The following is a 19,186-nucleotide window of genomic DNA, read 5'->3' as shown; positions in this document are numbered from 1 at the left end:
GAGCTCAGAGGGTCTCGGCGGCGAGCTGGGTGCGCAGCTTGGTCAGCGCCTTGGTGAGCAGGCGGCTGACGTGCATCTGGGAGATGCCGATCTGCTCGGCGATCTGCGACTGGGTGAGGTTGCCGTAGAAGCGCAGGGTGAGGATCTTCTGCTCGCGTTCGTCGAGGCTGGCCAGGGCGGGGCCGAGGGCGACGCGGGTCTCGGCGAGTTCGTATTCGTGGTCCTCGCCGCCGAGGGTGTCGCCGAGTTCGGTGGTGCCGTCGGCGCTGATCGGGGTGGACAGGCTGGTGGCGTTGTAGGCGCGGGCGCCTTCGAGGCCTTCCAGGACGTCTTCCTCGGTGACGCCGAGGTGTACGGCGATGTCGGCGACCTGGGGGGAGCGGCCCAGGGTGTGGGTGAGGGTGGCGTTGGCCTCGGTGATGGCCAGGCGCAGTTCCTGCAGGCGGCGCGGCACGCGCACGGACCAGGTGCGGTCGCGGAAGTGGCGCTTGATCTCGCCGATGATGGTGGGGATGGCGTAGCCGGCGAAGTCGACGCCGCGTTCGGGGTCGAACTTGTCGACGGCCTTGATCAGGCCGACGGTGGCGGTCTGCACGAGGTCGTCGGTGGGCTCGCCGCGGCCGGAGTAGCGGTGCGCGAGGTGGCGGGCCAGCGGCAGCCAGGCCTCGATCGCCCGGTCCCGCAGCAGGGCGCGGGAGGGGTGACCGGCCGGCATCGCGGCCATCGCGTTGAGCAGATCGGCGGCGCTGTCCGCGGGCGCCTCGCTGATCCGGGTCGATGCGTGAGTCGCGGTCGACTGGGTAACAGTCATGTCGTGGTCCTCCCTGGCCCCTGTCCGGAGAGCCGGCCCGGCGGTCAGCCGGGCCCGATCGGGTCGGGGATGTCGCTGTATCGGGTCGACGGCGGTCGATGAGACCCCCGTTGTCCAGGCACGCTTGGCCCGTTCGGTTACAACGACCTTAGCCGAGAGGTCCATTGCTGACTAGCCGAAAGTATGAGTCACTTTAGGTAGCCGTGCGGTCACTGTCGATAGTGTACGCAGCGTACGGGCTTGATCACTCAGCGGCGACGGCGGGCCATCAGCAGGGCTCCCGCACCCGCGAGCACCACCCCGGGCAGCGCCCGCGGCGACCAGCCCCCAGGGCATGACCTCCTCCTCCGCGAGCGGCGTGCCTTCGTCCTTCGCGAGCGCGGCGGGCACCACGGCGGAGCTCGGCGCGGCGGGCACCACGGCGGAGCTCAGCGCGGCGGGCACCGTGGCGGAGCTCGGCGCGGCGGGCACCACGGTGGAGCTCGGCGCGGCGGGTTCAGCCGGCCGCGCCAGCTCCACCGGATCCGGATCGGCGGCGAAGAACCGGGAATCCGGACGACTGTCCTTCAAGGATCCCCGGACGTTCAGTCGTCGTCGTCCCGCGCCTTCTTCTTCTCCTCGCGTTCCAGGGCGAGGTCGAGCGCCAGCACCGCGGCGATGACCAGGAGGGCGTCCTCGCCGGCGGCGACCTGGACGGCGTACGTGTCGCGGATGGTCAGCCACCGCTTGGAGACCGCGGCCACGTCCCGGCCGCCGCGCTCGATGACGTACTCGTGGTCGAGCAGGTCGCCCTTCATCGTGAGGTCGTCCGGGCCGGGCACGTCGATCGTGAACCGGTCCCGGAACGGCGTGAACAGCTTCTTGCGGACCTCGGCGGCCTTCTCGCCGCCGATGCGGATCTCGTACGTCGGCCGCAGCGCCACGAGGTGCCGGTGGACGCTGGCGACCTCGACACCGGCCGGGTCCTCGATCACCACCTTGTCCCGGGCGCTGAAGACCTTGCCGTCCACGCGGAACAGCTTGGTGCCGTGCTCGTCCAGCACGTCGAAGTCGTCGCCGAATGCGAAGAACCGCTCCCTGATCACATACATGCGCCGATTCTGCGCGCGGAGGCCGCCCGCCGCACATCCATCCGGCGGGCGGCCCGCTGCGTCAGGGCTTGAGCACGACCTTGATGCAGCCGTCCTCCTTCTTCTTGAAGATGTCGTACCCGTGCGGCGCCTCCTCGAGCGGCATCCGGTGGGTGACCAGGTCGTCCACGCCCAGCGGGTCGTCGTCGCCGGTCAGCAGCGGCAGGATGTCGTCGACCCAGTGCTTCACGTGGGCCTGGCCCATGCGCATCGTGATGCCCTTGTCGAACAGGTCGAACATCGGCATCGGGTCGGCCTGGCCGCCGTACACGCCGATGATGGACACCGTGCCGGCCCGGCGGACCGCCGCGAACGCCGTGCGCAGAGCGGCCATCCGGTCCACGCCGGCCTTGTCGATCGCCTTGCGGGCCACCGCGTCGGGCAGCAGGCCCGCCGCCTTCTGCGCGAACTCCTGGAACGGGGTGCCGTGCGCCTCCATGCCGACCGCCTCGACGACGCTGTCCGCGCCGCGGCCCTGGGTCAGCTCCAGCACGGCGGCCGGGATGTCGTCGACCTCGTCGAAGTTCAGCGCCTCGACACCGTTGCGGCGGGCCATCTCCAGGCGCTCCGGCACGTTGTCGGTGGCGATGACCCGCTCGGCGCCCAGGTGGCGGGCGATCCGCGCGGTCATCTGCCCGATCGGGCCGAGGCCGGTCACGAAGACCGTGCTGCCGGGAACGATGTCGGCCCACTTCGCGGCCTGCCACGAGGTGGTGAGCACGTCGGAGAGGAACAGGTAGCGCTCGTCCGGGTGCTGCTCCGGCACCTTGATCGGGCCGAAGTGCGCCTGCGGCACCCGCAGGTACTCGGCCTGGCCGCCGGGGACCTGGCCGTAGAGCTTGGTGTAGCCGAACAGGGACGCGCCCTTGCCGTGCTCCTTGACCTGCGTCGTCTCGCACTGCGCGTAGTAGCCGCGGCTGCAGAAGAAGCAGTAGCCGCAGGAGATGTTGAACGGGATGACCACGCGGTCGCCGGGGCGGATGTGGGTGACCTCCGGCCCCACTTCCTCGACGATGCCCATGGGCTCGTGGCCGAGGACGTCGCCCTTCTCCAGGTACATGCCGAGCACGTCGTACAGGTGCAGGTCGGAGCCGCAGATCGCGGTGGAGGTGACCTTGATGATCGCGTCCGTGGGCTCCTGGATCTTCGGGTCGGGAACGGTCTCGACGGACACCTTCTCGGTGCCCTGCCAGGTCAGTGCGCGCATGCGGTCCTCCGCGTCTCGTCGGTGTCGTCACCTGTCGTGGTGCCCGGTGACGGCGCGGATATGCCTGGATTAGCCACCCGCCGACCGGGCACCCGGAACGCAGACAACGAGGAGGGCGAAACCCATGACGACTCCCACCGAGCGTCCGTTCGCGGTGGTCACCGGCGCGTCCAGCGGCATCGGGTACGAGCTGGCCCGGCAGTTCGCCGACCACGGGTACGACCTGCTGCTGGCGGCGGAGGACGCGGACATCGAGCAGGCCGCCGTCGATCTGCGCCGGGACGGGCAGAACCAGGTCACGGCCGTGCGCGCCGACCTGGCCACGTACGACGGCGTCGAGAAGCTGTACGCCGAGATCCGCGCGGCGGGCCGGCCGGTCGACGCGATCGCGCTGAACGCCGGCCGGGGCATGGGCGGCGACTTCACCCGTGAGACCGACCTGGCGCAGGAGATCAACATCATCGATGTGAATGTCACCTCGACGGTGCACCTGGCCAAGCGGGTGCTGCCGGACATGGTGGCGCGCGGCGAGGGCCGGGTGCTGTTCACCTCGTCGATCGCGTCGATGATGCCGGGCACGTACCAGGCGGTCTACAACGCGTCGAAGTCGTTCGTGCAGTCGCTGGCCGAGGCGCTGCGCGAGGAGCTGAAGGACACCGGCGTCACCGTCACCTCGCTGATGCCCGGCCCGACCGACACCAACTTCTTCCACCGCGCCGAGATGGACGACACCCGGGTCGGCGCGAGCAAGAAGGACGACCCGGCACAGGTGGCCGAGCAGGCGTACAAGGCCCTGATGAAGGGCGAGGAGAAGGTCGTGGCCGGCTCGGTCATGACGAAGGTCCAGGCGGCCGCGTCGAAGGTCATGCCGGACAGCGCCAAGGCCAAGATGCACCGCAAGATGGCGGAGCCGGGCTCAGCGGACTGAGCCCGGCCCTGGTCTCACAGCCGGATCCCGCCGGAGACCTCGATGCGCTGGGCGGTGATCCAGCCGGTCCGGCCCGTGAGCAGCGCGGCGATGGCGCCACCGACGTCCTCGGGGCGTCCCATCCGGCCCATCGCCGCCTGCGCGGCCAGGTGCGCGCGCACGTTCTCGTCGTCGCGCAGGACGCCGCCGGCGAAGTCCGTACCGATCGGGCCGGGCGCCACCACGTTCGCCGTGATGCCGCGCGGGCCGACCTCCCGGGCGAGGTAGCGGGTGAAGACCTCGACGGCGCCCTTCGCGGCCGCGTAGGCGGCCCAGGGGCCGTCCGCGCCGGAGCGGGTCAGGCCGGTGGAGAAGTTGATGATCCGGCCGCCGTCGGCGATCAGCGGCAGCAGCTTCTGGGTGAGGAAGAAGACGCCGCGCAGGTGTACGCCGACCAGCTCGTCGAACGCGGCCACGGTGGTGTCGGCGATCGAGGCGCCGAGCCCGACGCCGGCGTTGTTCAGCAGGTGATCGAAGGTGTCGCGGTTCCAGGTGGTCCGCAGCGTCTCGCGGATCTCGGCCGTGAAGGCGTCGAAGGTGTCGACCTCACGGGTGTCGAGGCGCAGGGCCACCGCGGTCCGGCCGGCCTGCTTGACGGCGTCGACCACCTCCGCCGCCTCGTCGGCGCCGTTGCGGTACGTGATGATCGCGTCGATGCCGGCCTCCGCCAGCGCGAGGGCCGAGGCGCGGCCCAGGCCGCGGTTGCCACCGGTGATCAGGGCGATTTCGGGCATGAGGGGTCCTCTCAAGGACGAGAAGGTGGGAGGAATCAGAGACGCTGGTCGCCGACGACCGACAGCAGCTGGAGCTTCTCGTAGCTCTCCGTGCCGGGTGCGGCGGTGAAGACCAGCAGGACCTGTGACTGGTCCGGGTCGATCAGGGTCTGACAGTGCACCTCGATGACGCCGAGCTCGGGGTGCGCGATGCGTTTGACGTCGGTGTGGGTGGTGCTGATGTCGTGCTCCGCCCACACCGCGCGGAACTCAGGGCTGATGTCGTGCAGGGCGTCGACGACGGTGGCGGCTCGGGAGCCCTTGCCTTCCCGCGTGTACGCGACCCGCAGCTGAGCCGTGAAGATCCGCCCGTGCGTCGGGTGGTCCTCCTCGGGATAGATCGCCCGCGCGAGCGGATCGGTGTACCAGCGGTACACCATGCTGCGGGCCATCCCGGTCCAGCGGGAGTCGTCGCCCATCAGCGCGATCGCCGGCCGGGTCTGCCGCAACGTCTCGCCGAGATGGCTGAGCACCTGCGCCGGCGTGTCCTCCAGCCGGTCGAGGATGCGCATGATCCCGGGATTGATGTGGTCGGAGCGCAGCACCCGCCGGGGCGCGGCGTGCCCGGCGAGCCGGAACAGGTGGTCCCGCTCGTCGAGGGAGAGGTGCAGGCCCCGGGCGATGGCGGCCAGCATCTGCTCGGACGGGTTCGGGCCGCGCTGCTGCTCGATGCGGCCGTAGTAGTCGGCCGACATGCCGCACAGGGCTGCGACCTCCTCGCGGCGCAGGCCGCCCGTGCGCCGGCGCGGCCCCCGGGGCAGTCCCACGTCCTCCGGCTGCAGCGCTTCCCGGCGCGTACGCAGGAAGTCGGCGAGCTGGGCGCGGTCCACGGGTCCCATCCTCCCTCAGCTCCCGGCCGGTAAGCGGCTCGTGAGCTCCTCCGACACGCGCCAGAGCCGCCCGCCGTCCTCCACGCTGCGGGCGGACGGGTAGATCCGCTGCTCGGCGGGCTTACCGGCGACGTGCCCGAGGCCGCCCGGCCCGTAGAAGCGGCCGCCCCGAGCTTCGGGGCTGGTGGCGGCGTACAGGGCGGACCGCAGGCCGTGGTCCGCGGTCTGGACCGGGTAGCCCAGCCCGGAGAGCCGCTTGAACAGCGCGGCGAGCGGCTTCGGCAGGGTGGACTGCAGGTTGGTCGAGGCCAGCCCCGGATGCGCGACGTTGCTGGTCAGCCCCCACCCGCCGGCTCGGCTGCGCCGGTCGAGCTCCAGCGCGAACAGCATCCCGGCCAGCTTCGACCGGTTGTACGCCCGCCAGGCCCCGTACCCGTGTTCGCTCTGCAGGTCGTCCCACGCGATGCGGCCGGAGCGGGCGCCGAAGCTGGTGTGGGTGGTGACCCGGGCCTTTCCCGCGCGCAGCAGCGGCAGCAGCCGCGTCGTGAGCAGGAAGTGACCGAGGTGGTTGGTCGCGAACTGCAGCTCGAGCCCGTCGGGGCTGGTGTGCCGGGTGGGCAGCGCCATCACCGCGGCGTTGTTGACCAGGATGTGGATCGGACGGTTCTCGCCGAGGAGCGTGTCGGCCAGGGCGCCGGCGGACCGCAGCGAGGCGAGGTCGAGGGTACGGGTGGAGACCGTCGCCCGGGGGGCGGCGGCGCGGATGCGGTCGAGGGCGGCGCGGCCCTTGGCGGCGTTGCGGACCGGGAGGACCACCTCGGCGCCGGCGGCCGCCAGTCGGGTCGCCAACCCCAGGCCCATGCCGTCGCTGCCGCCGGTGACCACGGCCAGCCGGCCGGTCAGATCCGGTACGAGAACATCTGTCATGCCCTGAAGCCTGGCCCGCCGCGGCGCCGGGATGAATGTCGCGTCGATCCACGGACAACCAGTCCCCGGATACGCCGGGGCGCCGGCCTCGAGAGTGAGCGGCCGGCGCCTCGGAGCGGGGGACGTGCGGTACTTGGGGACGGTAGAGACAGTCTCATCGATGCATTAGTTAACAAGCAAGTAATCCTGGTTCCGGAACCGCGGGCGGGGCACATAGCCCTCATGGAGTACCGCAGCCTCGGACGTACCGGAATGCACGTCAGCCCGCTCTGCCTCGGCGCCATGATGTTCGGCGCCTGGGGCGAGCCGGACCACGACACGTCGATCGGCATCATCCACCGCGCCCTCGACGCCGGCATCAACTTCATCGACACCGCCGACGTCTACTCGCAGGGCGAAAGCGAGATCATCGTCGGCAAGGCGCTGGCGGACGGACGCCGCGACGACGTCATCCTCGCCACCAAGTTCCACGGCCAGATGGGCGTACCGGCGGACGCCCCGGCCGGAGCAAAGGGCGACCCCAACAGTCAGGGCAACTCCCGCCGCTGGATCATCCGCGAGGTCGAGAACAGCCTGCGCCGGCTCGGCACCGACTGGATCGACCTCTACCAGGTGCACCGCCCGTCGCCCGACACGGACGTCGAGGAGACCCTGTCGGCCCTGACCGACCTGCAGCGCCAAGGCAAGATCCGGGCGTTCGGCTCGTCGACGTTCCCGGCCCACGAGATCGTCGAGGCCCAGTGGGTGGCACAACGGCGCGGCCTCGGACGCTTCGTCACCGAGCAGCCGCCGTACTCGATGCTGGTCCGCGGCATCGAAGCCGACCTCCTGCCGGTCGCGCAGCAGTACGGCATGGGCGTCATTCCCTGGAGCCCGCTCGCGGGCGGCTGGCTCAGCGGCAAGTACCGCAAGGGCCAGGACACCCCGGGCTCGACGCGCGCCAACCGCCTCCCGCAGCGCTACGACCTCTCCCTGCCGGAGAACCAGCGCAAACTGGACGCGGCCGACAAGTTCGGCCAGTTGGCCGACGAGGCAGGTATCCCGCTGGTGCACCTGGCGATCGCCTTCGTCCTGCACCACCCGGCCGTGACCGCGCCGATCATCGGGCCGCGCACGATGGCGCACCTCGAGTCCCAGATCGGCGCGCTGGACGTGACGCTGACCACGGACATCCTCGACCGCATCGACGACATCGTGCCGCCGGGCACGACCTTCAGCCGCGCGGACTCGGGCTACGTCCCGCCTGCGTTGACCGCCCCCTTCGCCCGCCGCCGGCGTACCGCCTGAGCAGACGATATCCGGGTCACTTGCCACAGGACCGCGACTTGACACTTGATGGCAAATCGGGGTTCTGTGGCAACATTGCCATATGGAGAAGCTGCTGACGCGCGAATTGCTGCCCACGGCCTTCGCCCGCTTCCGCGATCTCCTGGAGGACGACAGCCTCGACGTGAGGGTGGACGGGCGGTACGGCGACGGCGACCGCGATGCGGTCTGGGAGGTGCGGACCGCCCGGCTCACTGTTGAGATCACCGTGCGGGGGTTCTCGCGCTTCACGCCCCGGCACGTCGATCAGCTCATCGGTGAACTCTCCCGGCTGCGCAGTCAGTCGATTCTGGTGGTGGCGCCCTGGCTCAGCCCTCGCTCGCGCCAGCTCCTCGCCGAACAGAGGATCAACCACCTGGATCTGACCGGCAACGGGCAGATCCGAGTCCCGGGCCTTCCGATCCTCGTCCACACCGAGGGCGCCACCAGTGACCCCTTCCCGTCCGAGAATCCCCGGCGCGGCCTGCAGGGGCGTTCGGTCAACGGCTTGGTGCGCGCCCTCGTGGACCACGCCCCGCCGTATCGGATCACCGATCTTGCACGCGTCGCCGGGGTGAGCCCGGCGTACGCCTCGCGGACGGTGGAGGCACTGGGCAGCGAACGCCTGCTGCGCCGCGGCGCCAACCGCATGATCGAAGAAGTCGACTGGTCGCGCCTGCTGCGGGAGCGGGCCCGGCACTACTCGCTGATCAAGTCGAATCGGGGTAGCGGTTACGTGGCCCGGGCCGGCCTCGACAGGGTCGTCCGCGACCTCGGGTCGGAAGCCGTACGCGCCGACAGTCAGATGCTCGTGACCGGCTCGTACGCGGTGCGCGAGATCGTGACGGTGGCTGCACCGGCCCAGTTGGCCCTCTATGTCCCTGACCCGGTGACGTTTGCCGAAGAGCACCAACTGCTCCCTGCCGACCGGGGCGCGAACGTCCTGCTGCTGCGGGCGGCGCACCCATCGCAGCTGACGCGTGCCCGCGTCGTCCGAGGTGCTCTTCACGCCGGCCTGTCCCAGGTGGCGCTGGATTGCCTCAGCGGAAACGGGCGCCTCCCGGAGGAAGGGGAGGCGCTGATCGAATGGATGGAAGAACACACTGGACAGTGGCGGAGTGACAACCTGACAGGCGACTAGTCTGTCCTTTGTGTTCGACTCTCAGTACGACCCGTTGTACGTTGCGGCCCGCCGTGTCCTGCTTGACGCCTGCGATGCACTGGACGCCCACCGCGAGGCGCTGGTCCTGGTGGGCGCGCAGGCCGTCTATCTCCGCGCCGGCGATGCGGATCTCGAGGGTGTCGCCCCGTTCACGACGGATGCGGACCTCAGTATCGATCCCATGCTCCTCGCCGCCGACCCGGCCATCGTGCGGGCGATGACCGACGCCGGATTCGCTCTGAAGGTCAAGGCCGGCGGCAACGGGGTCGAGCCGGGGCCTGGCTACGGCGTACCGAGGTGCGCGGCGCGCAGACTCTCATCGAGGTCGACCTCATGGTCGCGGAGAGCATCGCGCCCGGATCCGGGCGCGATGCCAAGCTGCCCGATCACGGGAAGAACGCCTCGCGTATCGCGGCTGGTCTCGAGGCCAGTTTGCTGGACAACGACAGGATGACGATCACCAGCTTGGAGCCTGGCAGGACCCTCGCGCGGCGACGCTCCGCGTGGCGGGCGCGCCGGCTCTCCTGGTCGCGAAGGCGCACAAGATCGGAGAACGCGTCGCCGCAGGAAGGGGGAGCCGCATCAAGCCGAAGGACGCAGGCGACGTCTTCCGGCTCATGCGTGGTCGTCTCTCGCCGCAGATGGTCGGGATGCGGCTTGCCGAGCTGAAGTGCCAGCCGATCTGTTCCGCCGGCGTTGAAGCCGCGATGAGGTACTTCGACGAGTTGTTCGGGGCCCCTCGTGCGCGCGGTGTCGAACTGGCCGTCGACAACCTTGCCAGCGCGGCACCCGAGGACGAGGTTCGCGCTGTGATGCCGGCCTATGTCAGGGCGATGCTCGCCGCGTACCGCGGGGCCGGTGCTGAAGTGTGATTTGACAGTCTTTGGGGCCGAAGCGAAGGGTATGCAGGGCATCGGCGTCCCGCCCGGAGGTCCCCTTGGTCGCACTGTCCCGTCGTCAGCTCCTCATGCTGGCCGGTATCAGCGGCGTGAGCAGCGCGTTCGCCGGCTCCTCGGCCGCGGTCGGCGCGGTGCGGGCGGCGGGGCCGGTGGCCGCTGTCTACCGTGAGGCGCTGCACCTGCACACGCGGTGGGTGGAGGAGCAGTGGGACGACGCGAGCGGGGCGTACCGGGGCGGGGAGTTCCGGTTCATCTCCGTGCTCGGTAACGCCGTTCTGCTCGGCATGGACGACTTCGACGCCGGGCTCGCGGGGGTCGATGCGGCGACGCTCCGGGCCCGGACGGTGGCGACGATCAAGCGGTTCGCCGCGAGCAACCGGCTTGCCGGGGGCAGCGAGTGGGGTCGGCTGCTGTTCTGGGATTCCACGTTCGAGCTGTACTTCGTGCTCGCCGCCCGGCTGATGTGGGCCGACCTGGACCCGGCGACGCGGGTGAACGTGCAGCGCATCGCCGAGGGGCAGGCCGCATACGCATACGAGCTGAACACCCAGGACGACCCGATGAGTGCCGGCTTCACGCCCAACGGGACCGCCGGCGGGTGGAAGGGTGACAGCAGGCTCGCGGCGATGGGGGCGTACGCGCAGGCCCTCGTGCCGGGGACGGCCTGGACCGCCGACCCGGAGTCGGCCGAGTCCTGGCGGGAGCGGTTCCTCTTCTGGGCGAGCAACGCGAGCGCCCTGCCCGTCGCCGACCGGGCGAACCCCGCGGTGGTGGACGGCGACCGGATCGACCAGCGGACCACCGCGCACAACATCCACGACTCGTTCATCGTGGAGAGTGACGGCTCGGTGAGCCCGGACCACCAGGCGGAGCTGTGGCGTACGGCGGGACGCTCCGCGATCCACTTCCTCGTGGCCGGGCAGCCGGTGCCGGAGATCCTGACCCGCCAGCCCAGCGGCGAGCAGCTGTGGCGGACCCTGCGGCTGCTGGCGAGCGACGCCGGTGAGCCGGTCATGCCGATGGCCACCGAGCGCTACCACCTGTACGGGCGCGACGTGCTCGCGCTCGCCTTCCTGGCCCAGGTGGCCGGGGACCGGGACGCGGCCCGCGCCGAGGCCGACCTCGCCGAGCGGCTGCTGCCGTACGTGCGGCACGAGCCCGAGTTCCGGCTCGTGAAGTTCGGTGCGGAGGAGAGTGAGGAGCCGGTGGCCCGCGCGGAGGTCGCCGTCGCGTACCTGTTCCACCGCCTCCGCAAGACGCCCGTGGCACCGGTGTCGAAGCAGGAGTTCTTCCGTTCCGCCGCGGGCACCCGGGACTTCGGGCGGGACGTCGGCCTGACGGTCCACCAGTCGCCGGCGGCGTTCGCGGCGGCGGTCACGAAGCCCGAGTTCGCCCGTTTCCTGTGGCAGCCCGGCCACGACAACTGGCTGGTCGACGCGCGGGTGCCGGCGTTCCTGCCGGCGGGTGCGCAGCCCACCGAGCGCTGGACCAGGGCGTACCGCCAGAACCGTGACGGGGTCGACGCGACCGCGACCGTCCTCGCGGTCGGCGGCGGGTACGCCGGCTTCACCACGCTGCCCACGGGCACGGTGGTGTACGCCAGCACGGGCCTGCCGGGGGAGGGCACGCTCGCGCTGTTCACGATGGCGATGCCGGGCGTGCCGGGCCTCACCGGCCGCCGGACGTTCACCTTCGACGGCGGTCGCGCCGAGCTCGGCGACCAACTCACCGGCAGCATCTCGTTCAGCCCGCGTGACGCCCGCTACGTGCGGATGCTCGGCCGGGAGCCGGCCACGACGTTCGGCTACTCGATCTATACGTTCGAGGTGCTCGACGTCCGCGGTGCTGATCTGGCCCAGGGCGCGATGCCCACCGCGTCGTCCGAGGACGTCTGGTACCCGGCCCGCAACACCACCGACGGCAACCCGCTGACCCGCTGGACGGTGGCCGCGGAGGAACGCGGCCGGGCGGACAGCTGGCTCGCCGTGGACCTCGGCCTGGCCGTGCGGGTCGCCGGCGTGCGCATCCACTGGGAGGCCGCGTACGCCAAGAGGTTCGTGATCCAGACCTCGATCGACGGTCTGACCTGGACGGATGCGGCGGCCGTGCCGGAGACCCGCGCCGCGCGGCGGTGGGTCGGCATCGACGGGCGCGCCGGCCTCGTCACCCACGGCGGCAACGGGAAGATCACCGTGACGGCGGCCGGCATCAGCGCGCCGGCACCTTTGATCGAGGGGTACGCCGGCAGCCGCCGTGACCTGGCGGCGGCCGCGACCCGCGCCCTGCCCGCCGCCGAGGGTCTGTCGGTCAGCGACGCCGACGGTTACCTCAGCCTCTTCAACCTCGCGCCCGACCCGGTGCGCGGCGTGACCGTCCGCATCCCGTCGGGGTCCCGGCTCTACCGGGGCACGCAGGTGGTGACCGGCAAGGGTTCGGAGTGGGAGGTCAGCCTCGAGGGCGGCACAGCGCGCGTGGAGCCGCCGCGCTTCACCGTCGAGGGTGCGGCGCCGGCCGGCACCCGCTTCGAGGTGCACGACTCACACCACGTCACGGTGACGGCCCCGCGGGACAACCGCGTACGGATCACGCTGCGGTGCGGTTCCTGGTCGGCGGCCGTACGCCTGGCCTCCGGCAGGTCCCGCCGCCTCACCGTGCCGGGCGGGCCGGTGACGCCGACCGCCGACCTGGCCCGTGGCCGGACCACGTTCCCGACCTCGCCGCTGCCCGAGGGCATGACCTCGCCGGACCGGGCGGTCGACGGCGATCCGGCCACGTCGTGGCGGCCCGGGGCGGCCGGCCGCATGGTCGTCGATCTCGGCTCGGTCACCCGGGTGCGGGACGTCGACCTGACGTGGGGTGCGGGCCACCGCCGTCCGCACCGGATCGAGGCGTCCCAGGACGGGCTGACGTACGCGGCCCTGGGCGCGCGGGCCCGTTACGTGGCGGTCGTCGTGGACGGGTGGCGGCCGGGCGACGCCGACCTTGTGGAGTTCGCGGTCCGCTGACCCGGCTTTCGGGGTTTCGCCCCCCGGCGCCCCGTGCGGGAGTGATGATCGGTCCCGGACGAGAGGTGGTGCCGGGATGGCGGGCAGGACCGACGGCGCCGTCGAGGTGACGGTGCAGCGCAACCCCCTTGCCGGGTGGCTCGCGGACCGCGGCATGACGGTCAAGACCGTGCTCCCGGCGGCCGCGATGGCGCTGGTGGCGATCATGGTCGGCACGCTGGCGCTGAGCCGGATGAACGAGACCAACGAGAACATCGGCGTGCTGAAGGACAAGCACGTCGACAGCCTCCAGCAGGTCGCCGAGCTGCGCGGCGGCATCGCCGACATGTTCCGCGGCATGCTCGTCTACCAGATCAGCCCGCCCGGCCCGGACAAGCAGCAGGGGCGGCAGGACGTCCGCGACGCCGACGCGAAGATCGACGCCGCCCTGGCCGCGTACGGGAAGATCGCCGCGGACTCGGCCACCCGGCGCAAGAGCCTCGAGGCTTTCACCGACGCCATGGGCCGCTACCGCACGCTGCGCAACACGGTGCTCTTCCAGGAGTCCCCGCCGGCGGGCTTCACGCTGCCACCGGCCGCCCAGATCGGCGCCGCCTTCGAGTCCGTGGAGGGCGAGATGAACGGCGCCGTGGCCGCGCTGCAGAAGACCGAGGACTCCGAAGCGGACGCCATCACCGCGGATTCGGCCGCGGATTTCCGCAACGCCCGGCGGTACGTGATCGTGGCGCTGATCGCGGGCATCGTCCTCGCCGCCGCGATCGCGCTGATCGTGGCGCGGCTGGTCCGCCGCCAGCTCGCCTCGGTCGCCCACGCGCTCGGCGCGGTCGCCGACGGCAACCTCACCGTGCCCGCGGAGGTGCGCTCGCGCGATGAACTCGGGCTCATGGCGGCGGCCGTGAACCGGGCCCGCGACGGCCTGCGCGGCACGGTCGCCCAGCTCACCGGCGGCGCCCAGGAACTCGGCGCGAGCGCCCAGCAGCTCACCGGCGTCACCGGCCGGATCGGGGAGAGCGCCCGCGAGGCCGCCGCCCAGGCCGGGCTGGTGGCCGGGGCCGCCGGCGACGTCTCCGCCTCGGTGCAGACGGTGGCGGCCGGCAGCGACGAGATGGGCGCCTCCATCCGCGAGATCGCCCAGAACGCCAACGACGCCGCGCAGGTCGCCGCCGGCGCGGTGGGGGTCGCGCAGAACACCAACGAGACGGTCGCCAAGCTGGGTGCCTCCTCGGCGGAGATCGGCGACGTGGTCAAGGTGATCACGGCGATCGCCGAGCAGACGAATCTGCTCGCGCTCAACGCCACGATCGAGGCGGCCCGGGCCGGCGAGGCGGGCAAGGGCTTCGCCGTCGTCGCGTCCGAGGTCAAGGACCTGGCGCAGGAGACGGCGAAGGCCACCGAGGACATCTCCCGCCGGGTGGAGACCATCCAGGCCGACACGTCGAGCGCGGTCGCGGCGATCGGCGAGATCTCCCAGATCATCCAGCGGATCAACGACTACCAGGTCACGATCGCCTCCGCGGTCGAGGAGCAGACCGCCACGACCGGCGAGATGAGCCGCAGCATCACCGAGGCCGCGGGCGGCAGCTCGACGATCGCGGCGAACATCAACGGCGTCGCCCGCTCCGCCGAGGCGACGACCAGCACGCTGGCCGAGGCCGACGCGGCGGTCGCGCAGCTCAACCGGGTGGCGGACGAGCTGCGTACGGTCGCCGAGCGGTTCCGCGTCTGATCACCGGCTGAGCAGCCGGTACAGGGTCAGCCACTGCTCCGGCCACACCCGGCCGACCGGCACGTCGGGTGCGAGCCGGACCGCGCGGAACGCGGCAGCGGTGCGCCGTACGCCGTAGCGGCCGGTCAGAGTGGCCTGCAACGAGCCGCCCAGCCCGGTGAACCCGAGGTCCACGAAGCGCTGCCAGTCCGCGAGGTCCGGCACCAGCGGCACCGGGCGGCGGCGCAACCGCAGGATGCCGCCGTCGACGCGGGGGACCGGGCGGAACGCCGTACGCGGCAGCCGCCCGGACAGCTCCCACGCGTGCCGCGGCCAGGTGCGGATCGTCAGCCGGCTCCAGCGTCCGTAGTCGCCGGTCCGCTTGCGGGCGTACTCGAGCTGCGTGACGAGGGTCGCGGTGGTCAGGGCCGGGGCGTCCAGGCACCACTCGACGACCGCCGAGGTCAGCGCATACGGGATGTTGCCGACCACCCGGAACGGCTCCGCCGGGGGTGCGGCCCGCAGGAAGTCCCCGGCCCGTACGGCCACCCCCGGCCGGTCGGGCAGCGCGGCGGCCAGCTCCGGGTCCACCTCGTACGCGACCAGCCGCCGGGTCCGCCGGGCCAGTTCGGCGGTGAGGTGGCCGCGACCGGCGCCCACCTCGTACACGAGATCCCCGGGCCGGATGCCCGCGGCCGCGACGACCCGCCGCAGCGAGCCGGGATCGATGAGGAAGTTCTGTCCGTACGCCCGCCGCGCGCGGGCGTGTTCCTGCCGGTGTGGCGCCATGACCAGGGTCCTGTCTGCCGCCGGGTGCGGCGGCGAACGCGGACAGGCGTCAGCGAGGCCCGTCCGTGGGAAGAGGACACGAAGGGGCCCTGGCGGCGCTCAGCTCAGGGGCAGGCTCAGCGGCGGCGCAGGGCGCGACGCCGGTTGCGCAGGCGGGACGAGTGCAGGGGCCCGCGCGCGACAGGCGTCGAGGCCTGCGCGAGAAGGGCGTGCGGCGTTGGCATGGCGCCGACCGTACCGGCGCGGGCCGTCCGGCTCACGGCATTTTCTCCGCGACCGTGTGCTGGGCGGCCTGGCGCAGGTCGACCTCGGCGATCAGGGCGCGGGCGGTCTCCTCGTCGATGTCCCCGGTGGCCACGCTCTCGCCGAGCCGGGTGCGCTGCCGGTCGAAGTCGGCGTCGCTCGTGCCGGATGCCGCGGCCGCGACGATCTCCTCACCGCGGCGGCGCATCGTCTCGGCCTCCTCGCGCTCGGCGCGGACGTCCAGGCCGAGCAGGGTGACCGCCCGGCGGATCGTCGTGCCCTGGATCAGCAGCGTGCCCAGGGTGACGACGAGCGCGATCACCTGGATGGCGTCGCGGCCGGGGAACGGCTCGCCGCCGGCGGTGGTCTCCGGGATGGCGGCCGCCGCGGCGAGCGTGAGGATGCCCCGCATGCCGGTCCAGCCGACGACCAGCGTCTCGCGGGCCGTCGGCGGCCCGAGCGGGGCCGTCCGGCGCCGGTTCCGGCCGCGTCGCTGGTCGCGTCGGCGCGCCGCCTCGCGGGCGGCGGCAAGCTGCTCGACGATCTCCGGGTGGGCCTCGGCCCGTCTGCGGTACATCAACCAGCTCAGCTGCCAGCGCCCGAAGGTCACGTAGACGCCGACGACCCGCAGCACGATCGCCGCCGCCAGCAGCACCCCGGCCGCCACGAGGACGCGGGTCAGGTCCATCTCGTCGGCGTCGCGCAGATCCTCGACCACGAAGCGCAGCTGCAGCCCGATGTACGCGAACACGAACGTCTCGAGCAGAAAGTCGACGACCGGCCAGAATGCGTCCTCCTGCAGCCGCGTCCGGTACGCGCCGGGGTACTGGTGGCGCGGGTCCAGCGTCGTGTTGGCGCTGATGGCGAACGCAGCCACCACCACGGCCAGGATTCCCGAGGCGTGCAGCTCCTCGGCCGTCAGGAACGCCGTGAACGGCACGAGGAGCACGAGGGACGTCTCCAGCGTCGAATTGCGCAGCCGCTTGCGTACCCACAGCGTCGCCACGGCCAGCACCCCACCGACGACCACACCGACGAAGGCGTTGTACGCGAAGTCCCGGATGCCCGAGCCCCACGTGGCGTGCTCCCCGCCGACCGCCGCCACCGCGATGCTGAACAGGGTCAGCGCCGTGGCGTCGTTGACCAGGCTCTCGCCGGTGAGGATGGTGGTGACCCGGCGCGGCAGCCCGATCTCCGACCCGTGCGACACCGTGGTGATCGTGTCCGGCGGGGCCAGCACCGAGCCCAGCACGAACGCCGTCGCCAGCCCGATCGAGGGCAGCAGCCACGACGCCAGCAGCCCCAGCGCCCCCGCGGTCAGCACGACCAGCAGCACGCCGAGGTTGAGGATCGCCCGCAGGTTGCGGCCGAACGCCGTGGCCGACGCGGCCCGGGTCGCCGAGTAGAGCAGCGGCGGCACGACGATCGCCAGGATCAGCTCGCTCTCGAGCTCCAGCCGTGGCATGCCGGGCAGGAAGCTCGCCGCGGCCGCCAGGGTCACCACCACCAGCCCGGGCTGCACACCGCGGCGGTGGGCGAGGGCGGAGACGGCGATACCGGCCCCGATGATCAGGAGGATCTGGACGCCGTTCACCCGGTCAGGCTAGTGATCTCCGCAACCCTTCCGCCCGCTTCTCGGTTGCCACCACGCCGCCGTACGCCGGTATGCTTCCACCCGGGCCGTGACTGGCGCGTTCGGATGGATCCACCATCGGGGAGCGGTCCCACCCGTCGGGGTGACCTGCCGTGCGCCTGGGCCTCTTCACCTGTGATAGGGAGGTCCGATGTCTGAGCTGAACGCCGAGTCGACCGCGTTTCGTGCCGCCCTCGAGGCCGTGCGCGCCGTCGAGCCCCGCATCGCCGACGCCATCGCCAAGGAACTGCACGACCAGCGCGAGTCCCTCAAGCTGATCGCGTCCGAGAACTACGCGTCCCCCGCCGTGCTGCTCGCCATGGGCAACTGGCTCTCCGACAAGTACGCCGAGGGCACCATCGGCCGGCGCTTCTACGCCGGCTGCCAGAACGTCGACACCGTCGAGCAGATCGCCGTCGAGCACGCCAAGGCCTTGTTCGGCGCGCCGTACGCGTACGTCCAGCCGCACTCCGGCATCGACGCCAACCTGGTCGCCTACTGGGCCGTGCTCGCCGACCGGGTCGAGGCGCCGGCGCTGGCCAAGGCGCAGAAGCGCAACGTCAACGACCTCACCGACGCCGAGTGGGCCGAGCTGCGGCAGGCCTTCGGCAACCAGCGCATGCTCGGCATGAGCCTGGACGCGGGCGGCCACCTCACCCACGGCTTCCGCCCCAACATCTCCGGCAAGATGTTCGACCAGCGCAGCTACGGCGTCGACCCGGCGACGGGCCAGATCGACTACGCGGCCCTGCGGGAGTCGGCGCGCGAGTTCAAGCCGCTGATCATCGTCGGTGGCTATTCGGCGTACCCGCGCAAGGTGAACTTCCGCATCATGCGGGAGATCGCCGACGAGGTCGGCGCGACCTTCATGGTCGACATGGCGCACTTCGCGGGCCTGGTCGCCGGCAAGGTCTTCACCGGCGACTTCAACCCGATCGAGCACGCGCACATCGTCACCACCACCACCCACAAGAGCCTGCGCGGCCCCCGCGGCGGCGCGGTGTTCTGCCGGCCCGAGCTCGCCGACCAGGTGGACCGCGGCTGCCCGATGGTGCTCGGCGGCCCGCTCGCGCACGTCATGGCCGCCAAGGCGGTCGCGTTCGCCGAGGCCCGCCGCCCCGAGTTCGCCGACTACGCCCAGCGCATCGTCGACAACAGCCAGGCGCTCGCCGAGGGCCTGCTGCGCCGCGGCGCGACGCTGGTCAGCGGCGGCACCGACAACCACCTCGTGCTGGTCGACGTCGACAAGTACGGCCTCACCGGCCGCCAGGCCGAGCAGGCCCTGCTGGACAGCGGCATCGTCACCAACCGCAACGCGATCCCGCAGGACCCGAACGGCGCCTGGTACACCTCCGGCATCCGCATCGGCACCCCGGCGCTGACCACCCGCGGCCTCGGCACGGCGGAGATGGACCAGATCGCCGAGCTGATGCACACGGTCCTGTCGCAGACGAAGGCCGGCGCGTCGAAGGCGAAGTTCGACCTCGACCCCGCCGTCGCCGACGGCATCAGCAAGCAGGCCAACGAGCTGCTCGGCGCGTTCCCGCTCTACCCGAGCGTCGACCTGGGCGTCTAGGTCAAGGTCACATTCTCGATGTCGTAGCTCGGTGGGTGGTGCGGACCGCAACTCCCGTCGAGGCCGGGGCCGGGGCCCAGCATCCGCTGGCCCTGGCCCCTTCATTCTGCGTGAGTAAGGAAACCCGAGATCACGACCTTCGCGCGGCGGGCCCGGCCTCCGGATACCGAATGGCCCCGGGGCACGTCGGCCTCGCGCGCCCGCGTCCGCCGGGCCGTTTTGCG

At 71.8% G+C, this 19,186-nt stretch carries 15 protein-coding genes, 1 pseudogene and 1 riboswitch; of the genes and pseudogenes, 8 read left to right on the top strand and 8 right to left on the bottom strand.

Features of this window, described 5'->3' with window-relative positions:
* Positions 1 to 4: 4 nt before the first annotated feature.
* The 3 genes and pseudogenes from COUCH_RS36590 to COUCH_RS36580 all read right to left on the bottom strand — a co-directional run bounded on the left by COUCH_RS36590 (position 5) and on the right by COUCH_RS36580 (position 3,148).
* Complete coding sequence (locus COUCH_RS36590; protein ID WP_249609702.1) at positions 5 to 811, bottom strand: RNA polymerase sigma factor SigF; 807 nt, start codon at positions 809 to 811, stop codon at positions 5 to 7.
* 584 nt (positions 812 to 1,395) lie between these two features.
* Positions 1,396 to 1,908: pseudogene (locus COUCH_RS36585) on the bottom strand (LURP-one-related/scramblase family protein); the annotation flags it as partial.
* A gap of 55 nt (positions 1,909 to 1,963) precedes the next feature.
* The gene (locus tag COUCH_RS36580; protein ID WP_249609700.1) at positions 1,964 to 3,148 is read right to left on the bottom strand and encodes a zinc-dependent alcohol dehydrogenase; all 1,185 of its coding nucleotides are present in this window, start codon (positions 3,146 to 3,148) and stop codon (positions 1,964 to 1,966) included.
* Between the two features lie 124 nt (positions 3,149 to 3,272).
* Between COUCH_RS36580 and COUCH_RS36575 the strand changes: the two genes are divergently transcribed.
* On the top strand, positions 3,273 to 4,076 hold the full coding sequence (locus tag COUCH_RS36575; RefSeq protein ID WP_249609699.1) for an SDR family NAD(P)-dependent oxidoreductase: 804 nt from the start codon (positions 3,273 to 3,275) through the stop codon (positions 4,074 to 4,076).
* Positions 4,077 to 4,090: 14 nt separating this feature from the next.
* Here COUCH_RS36575 and COUCH_RS36570 read toward each other — a convergent pair whose 3' ends face one another.
* From COUCH_RS36570 to COUCH_RS36560, 3 genes are read right to left on the bottom strand one after another with little or no spacing between them, the layout of a single operon-like run.
* A complete protein-coding gene (locus tag COUCH_RS36570) occupies positions 4,091 to 4,849 on the bottom strand; it encodes an SDR family NAD(P)-dependent oxidoreductase (protein ID WP_249609698.1) in 759 nt (252 codons plus the stop codon).
* Between the two features lie 35 nt (positions 4,850 to 4,884).
* Entirely contained in the window at positions 4,885 to 5,727 is an 843-nt protein-coding gene (locus tag COUCH_RS36565) for a helix-turn-helix transcriptional regulator (RefSeq protein WP_430640855.1), read from the bottom strand.
* A gap of 6 nt (positions 5,728 to 5,733) precedes the next feature.
* Positions 5,734 to 6,645 (bottom strand): SDR family oxidoreductase, encoded by a 912-nt coding sequence (locus COUCH_RS36560; RefSeq protein ID WP_249609696.1) that lies wholly within the window; start codon positions 6,643 to 6,645, stop codon positions 5,734 to 5,736.
* Between the two features lie 222 nt (positions 6,646 to 6,867).
* Between COUCH_RS36560 and COUCH_RS36555 the strand changes: the two genes are divergently transcribed.
* The 6 genes from COUCH_RS36555 to COUCH_RS36530 all read left to right on the top strand — a co-directional run bounded on the left by COUCH_RS36555 (position 6,868) and on the right by COUCH_RS36530 (position 14,742).
* Positions 6,868 to 7,932: an aldo/keto reductase gene (locus COUCH_RS36555; protein ID WP_249609695.1), complete on the top strand. Its 1,065-nt coding sequence runs from the start codon at positions 6,868 to 6,870 to the stop codon at positions 7,930 to 7,932.
* 82 nt (positions 7,933 to 8,014) lie between these two features.
* On the top strand, positions 8,015 to 9,091 hold the full coding sequence (locus COUCH_RS36550) for a hypothetical protein (RefSeq protein ID WP_249609694.1): 1,077 nt from the start codon (positions 8,015 to 8,017) through the stop codon (positions 9,089 to 9,091).
* 10 nt (positions 9,092 to 9,101) lie between these two features.
* Positions 9,102 to 9,566, top strand: coding sequence for a hypothetical protein (locus COUCH_RS36545; RefSeq protein WP_249609693.1), 465 nt, complete (start codon positions 9,102 to 9,104; stop codon positions 9,564 to 9,566).
* Between the two features lie 49 nt (positions 9,567 to 9,615).
* On the top strand, positions 9,616 to 9,984 hold the full coding sequence (locus tag COUCH_RS36540) for a hypothetical protein (RefSeq protein WP_249609692.1): 369 nt from the start codon (positions 9,616 to 9,618) through the stop codon (positions 9,982 to 9,984).
* A gap of 65 nt (positions 9,985 to 10,049) precedes the next feature.
* Positions 10,050 to 13,016, top strand: coding sequence for a discoidin domain-containing protein (locus COUCH_RS36535; protein ID WP_249609691.1), 2,967 nt, complete (start codon positions 10,050 to 10,052; stop codon positions 13,014 to 13,016).
* Positions 13,017 to 13,092: 76 nt separating this feature from the next.
* Entirely contained in the window at positions 13,093 to 14,742 is a 1,650-nt protein-coding gene (locus tag COUCH_RS36530) for a methyl-accepting chemotaxis protein (protein WP_249609690.1), read from the top strand.
* Here COUCH_RS36530 and erm read toward each other — a convergent pair whose 3' ends face one another.
* Positions 14,743 to 15,510 carry an ErmE/ErmH/ErmO/ErmR family 23S rRNA (adenine(2058)-N(6))-methyltransferase gene (gene erm, locus COUCH_RS36525; RefSeq protein ID WP_249609689.1) on the bottom strand — a complete coding sequence of 256 codons (768 nt, stop codon included), beginning with the start codon at positions 15,508 to 15,510 and terminating at the stop codon, positions 14,743 to 14,745.
* 256 nt (positions 15,511 to 15,766) lie between these two features.
* Positions 15,767 to 17,347 (bottom strand): cation:proton antiporter, encoded by a 1,581-nt coding sequence (locus tag COUCH_RS36520; RefSeq protein ID WP_249609688.1) that lies wholly within the window; start codon positions 17,345 to 17,347, stop codon positions 15,767 to 15,769.
* Positions 17,348 to 17,425: 78 nt separating this feature from the next.
* Positions 17,426 to 17,518, top strand: a riboswitch (ZMP/ZTP riboswitch).
* Between the two features lie 19 nt (positions 17,519 to 17,537).
* Here COUCH_RS36520 and COUCH_RS36515 point away from each other — a divergent pair.
* Positions 17,538 to 18,962 carry a glycine hydroxymethyltransferase gene (locus COUCH_RS36515; RefSeq protein ID WP_249609687.1) on the top strand — a complete coding sequence of 475 codons (1,425 nt, stop codon included), beginning with the start codon at positions 17,538 to 17,540 and terminating at the stop codon, positions 18,960 to 18,962.
* Positions 18,963 to 19,186 lie beyond the last annotated feature (224 nt).

The sequence above is a fragment of the Couchioplanes caeruleus genome (assembly GCF_023499255.1).
Taxonomy (GTDB): Bacteria; Actinomycetota; Actinomycetes; order Mycobacteriales; family Micromonosporaceae; genus Actinoplanes; species Actinoplanes caeruleus_A.
Note: the sequence above shows the minus strand (reverse complement) of the source record. Positions and strands in the feature narration are given on the sequence as shown.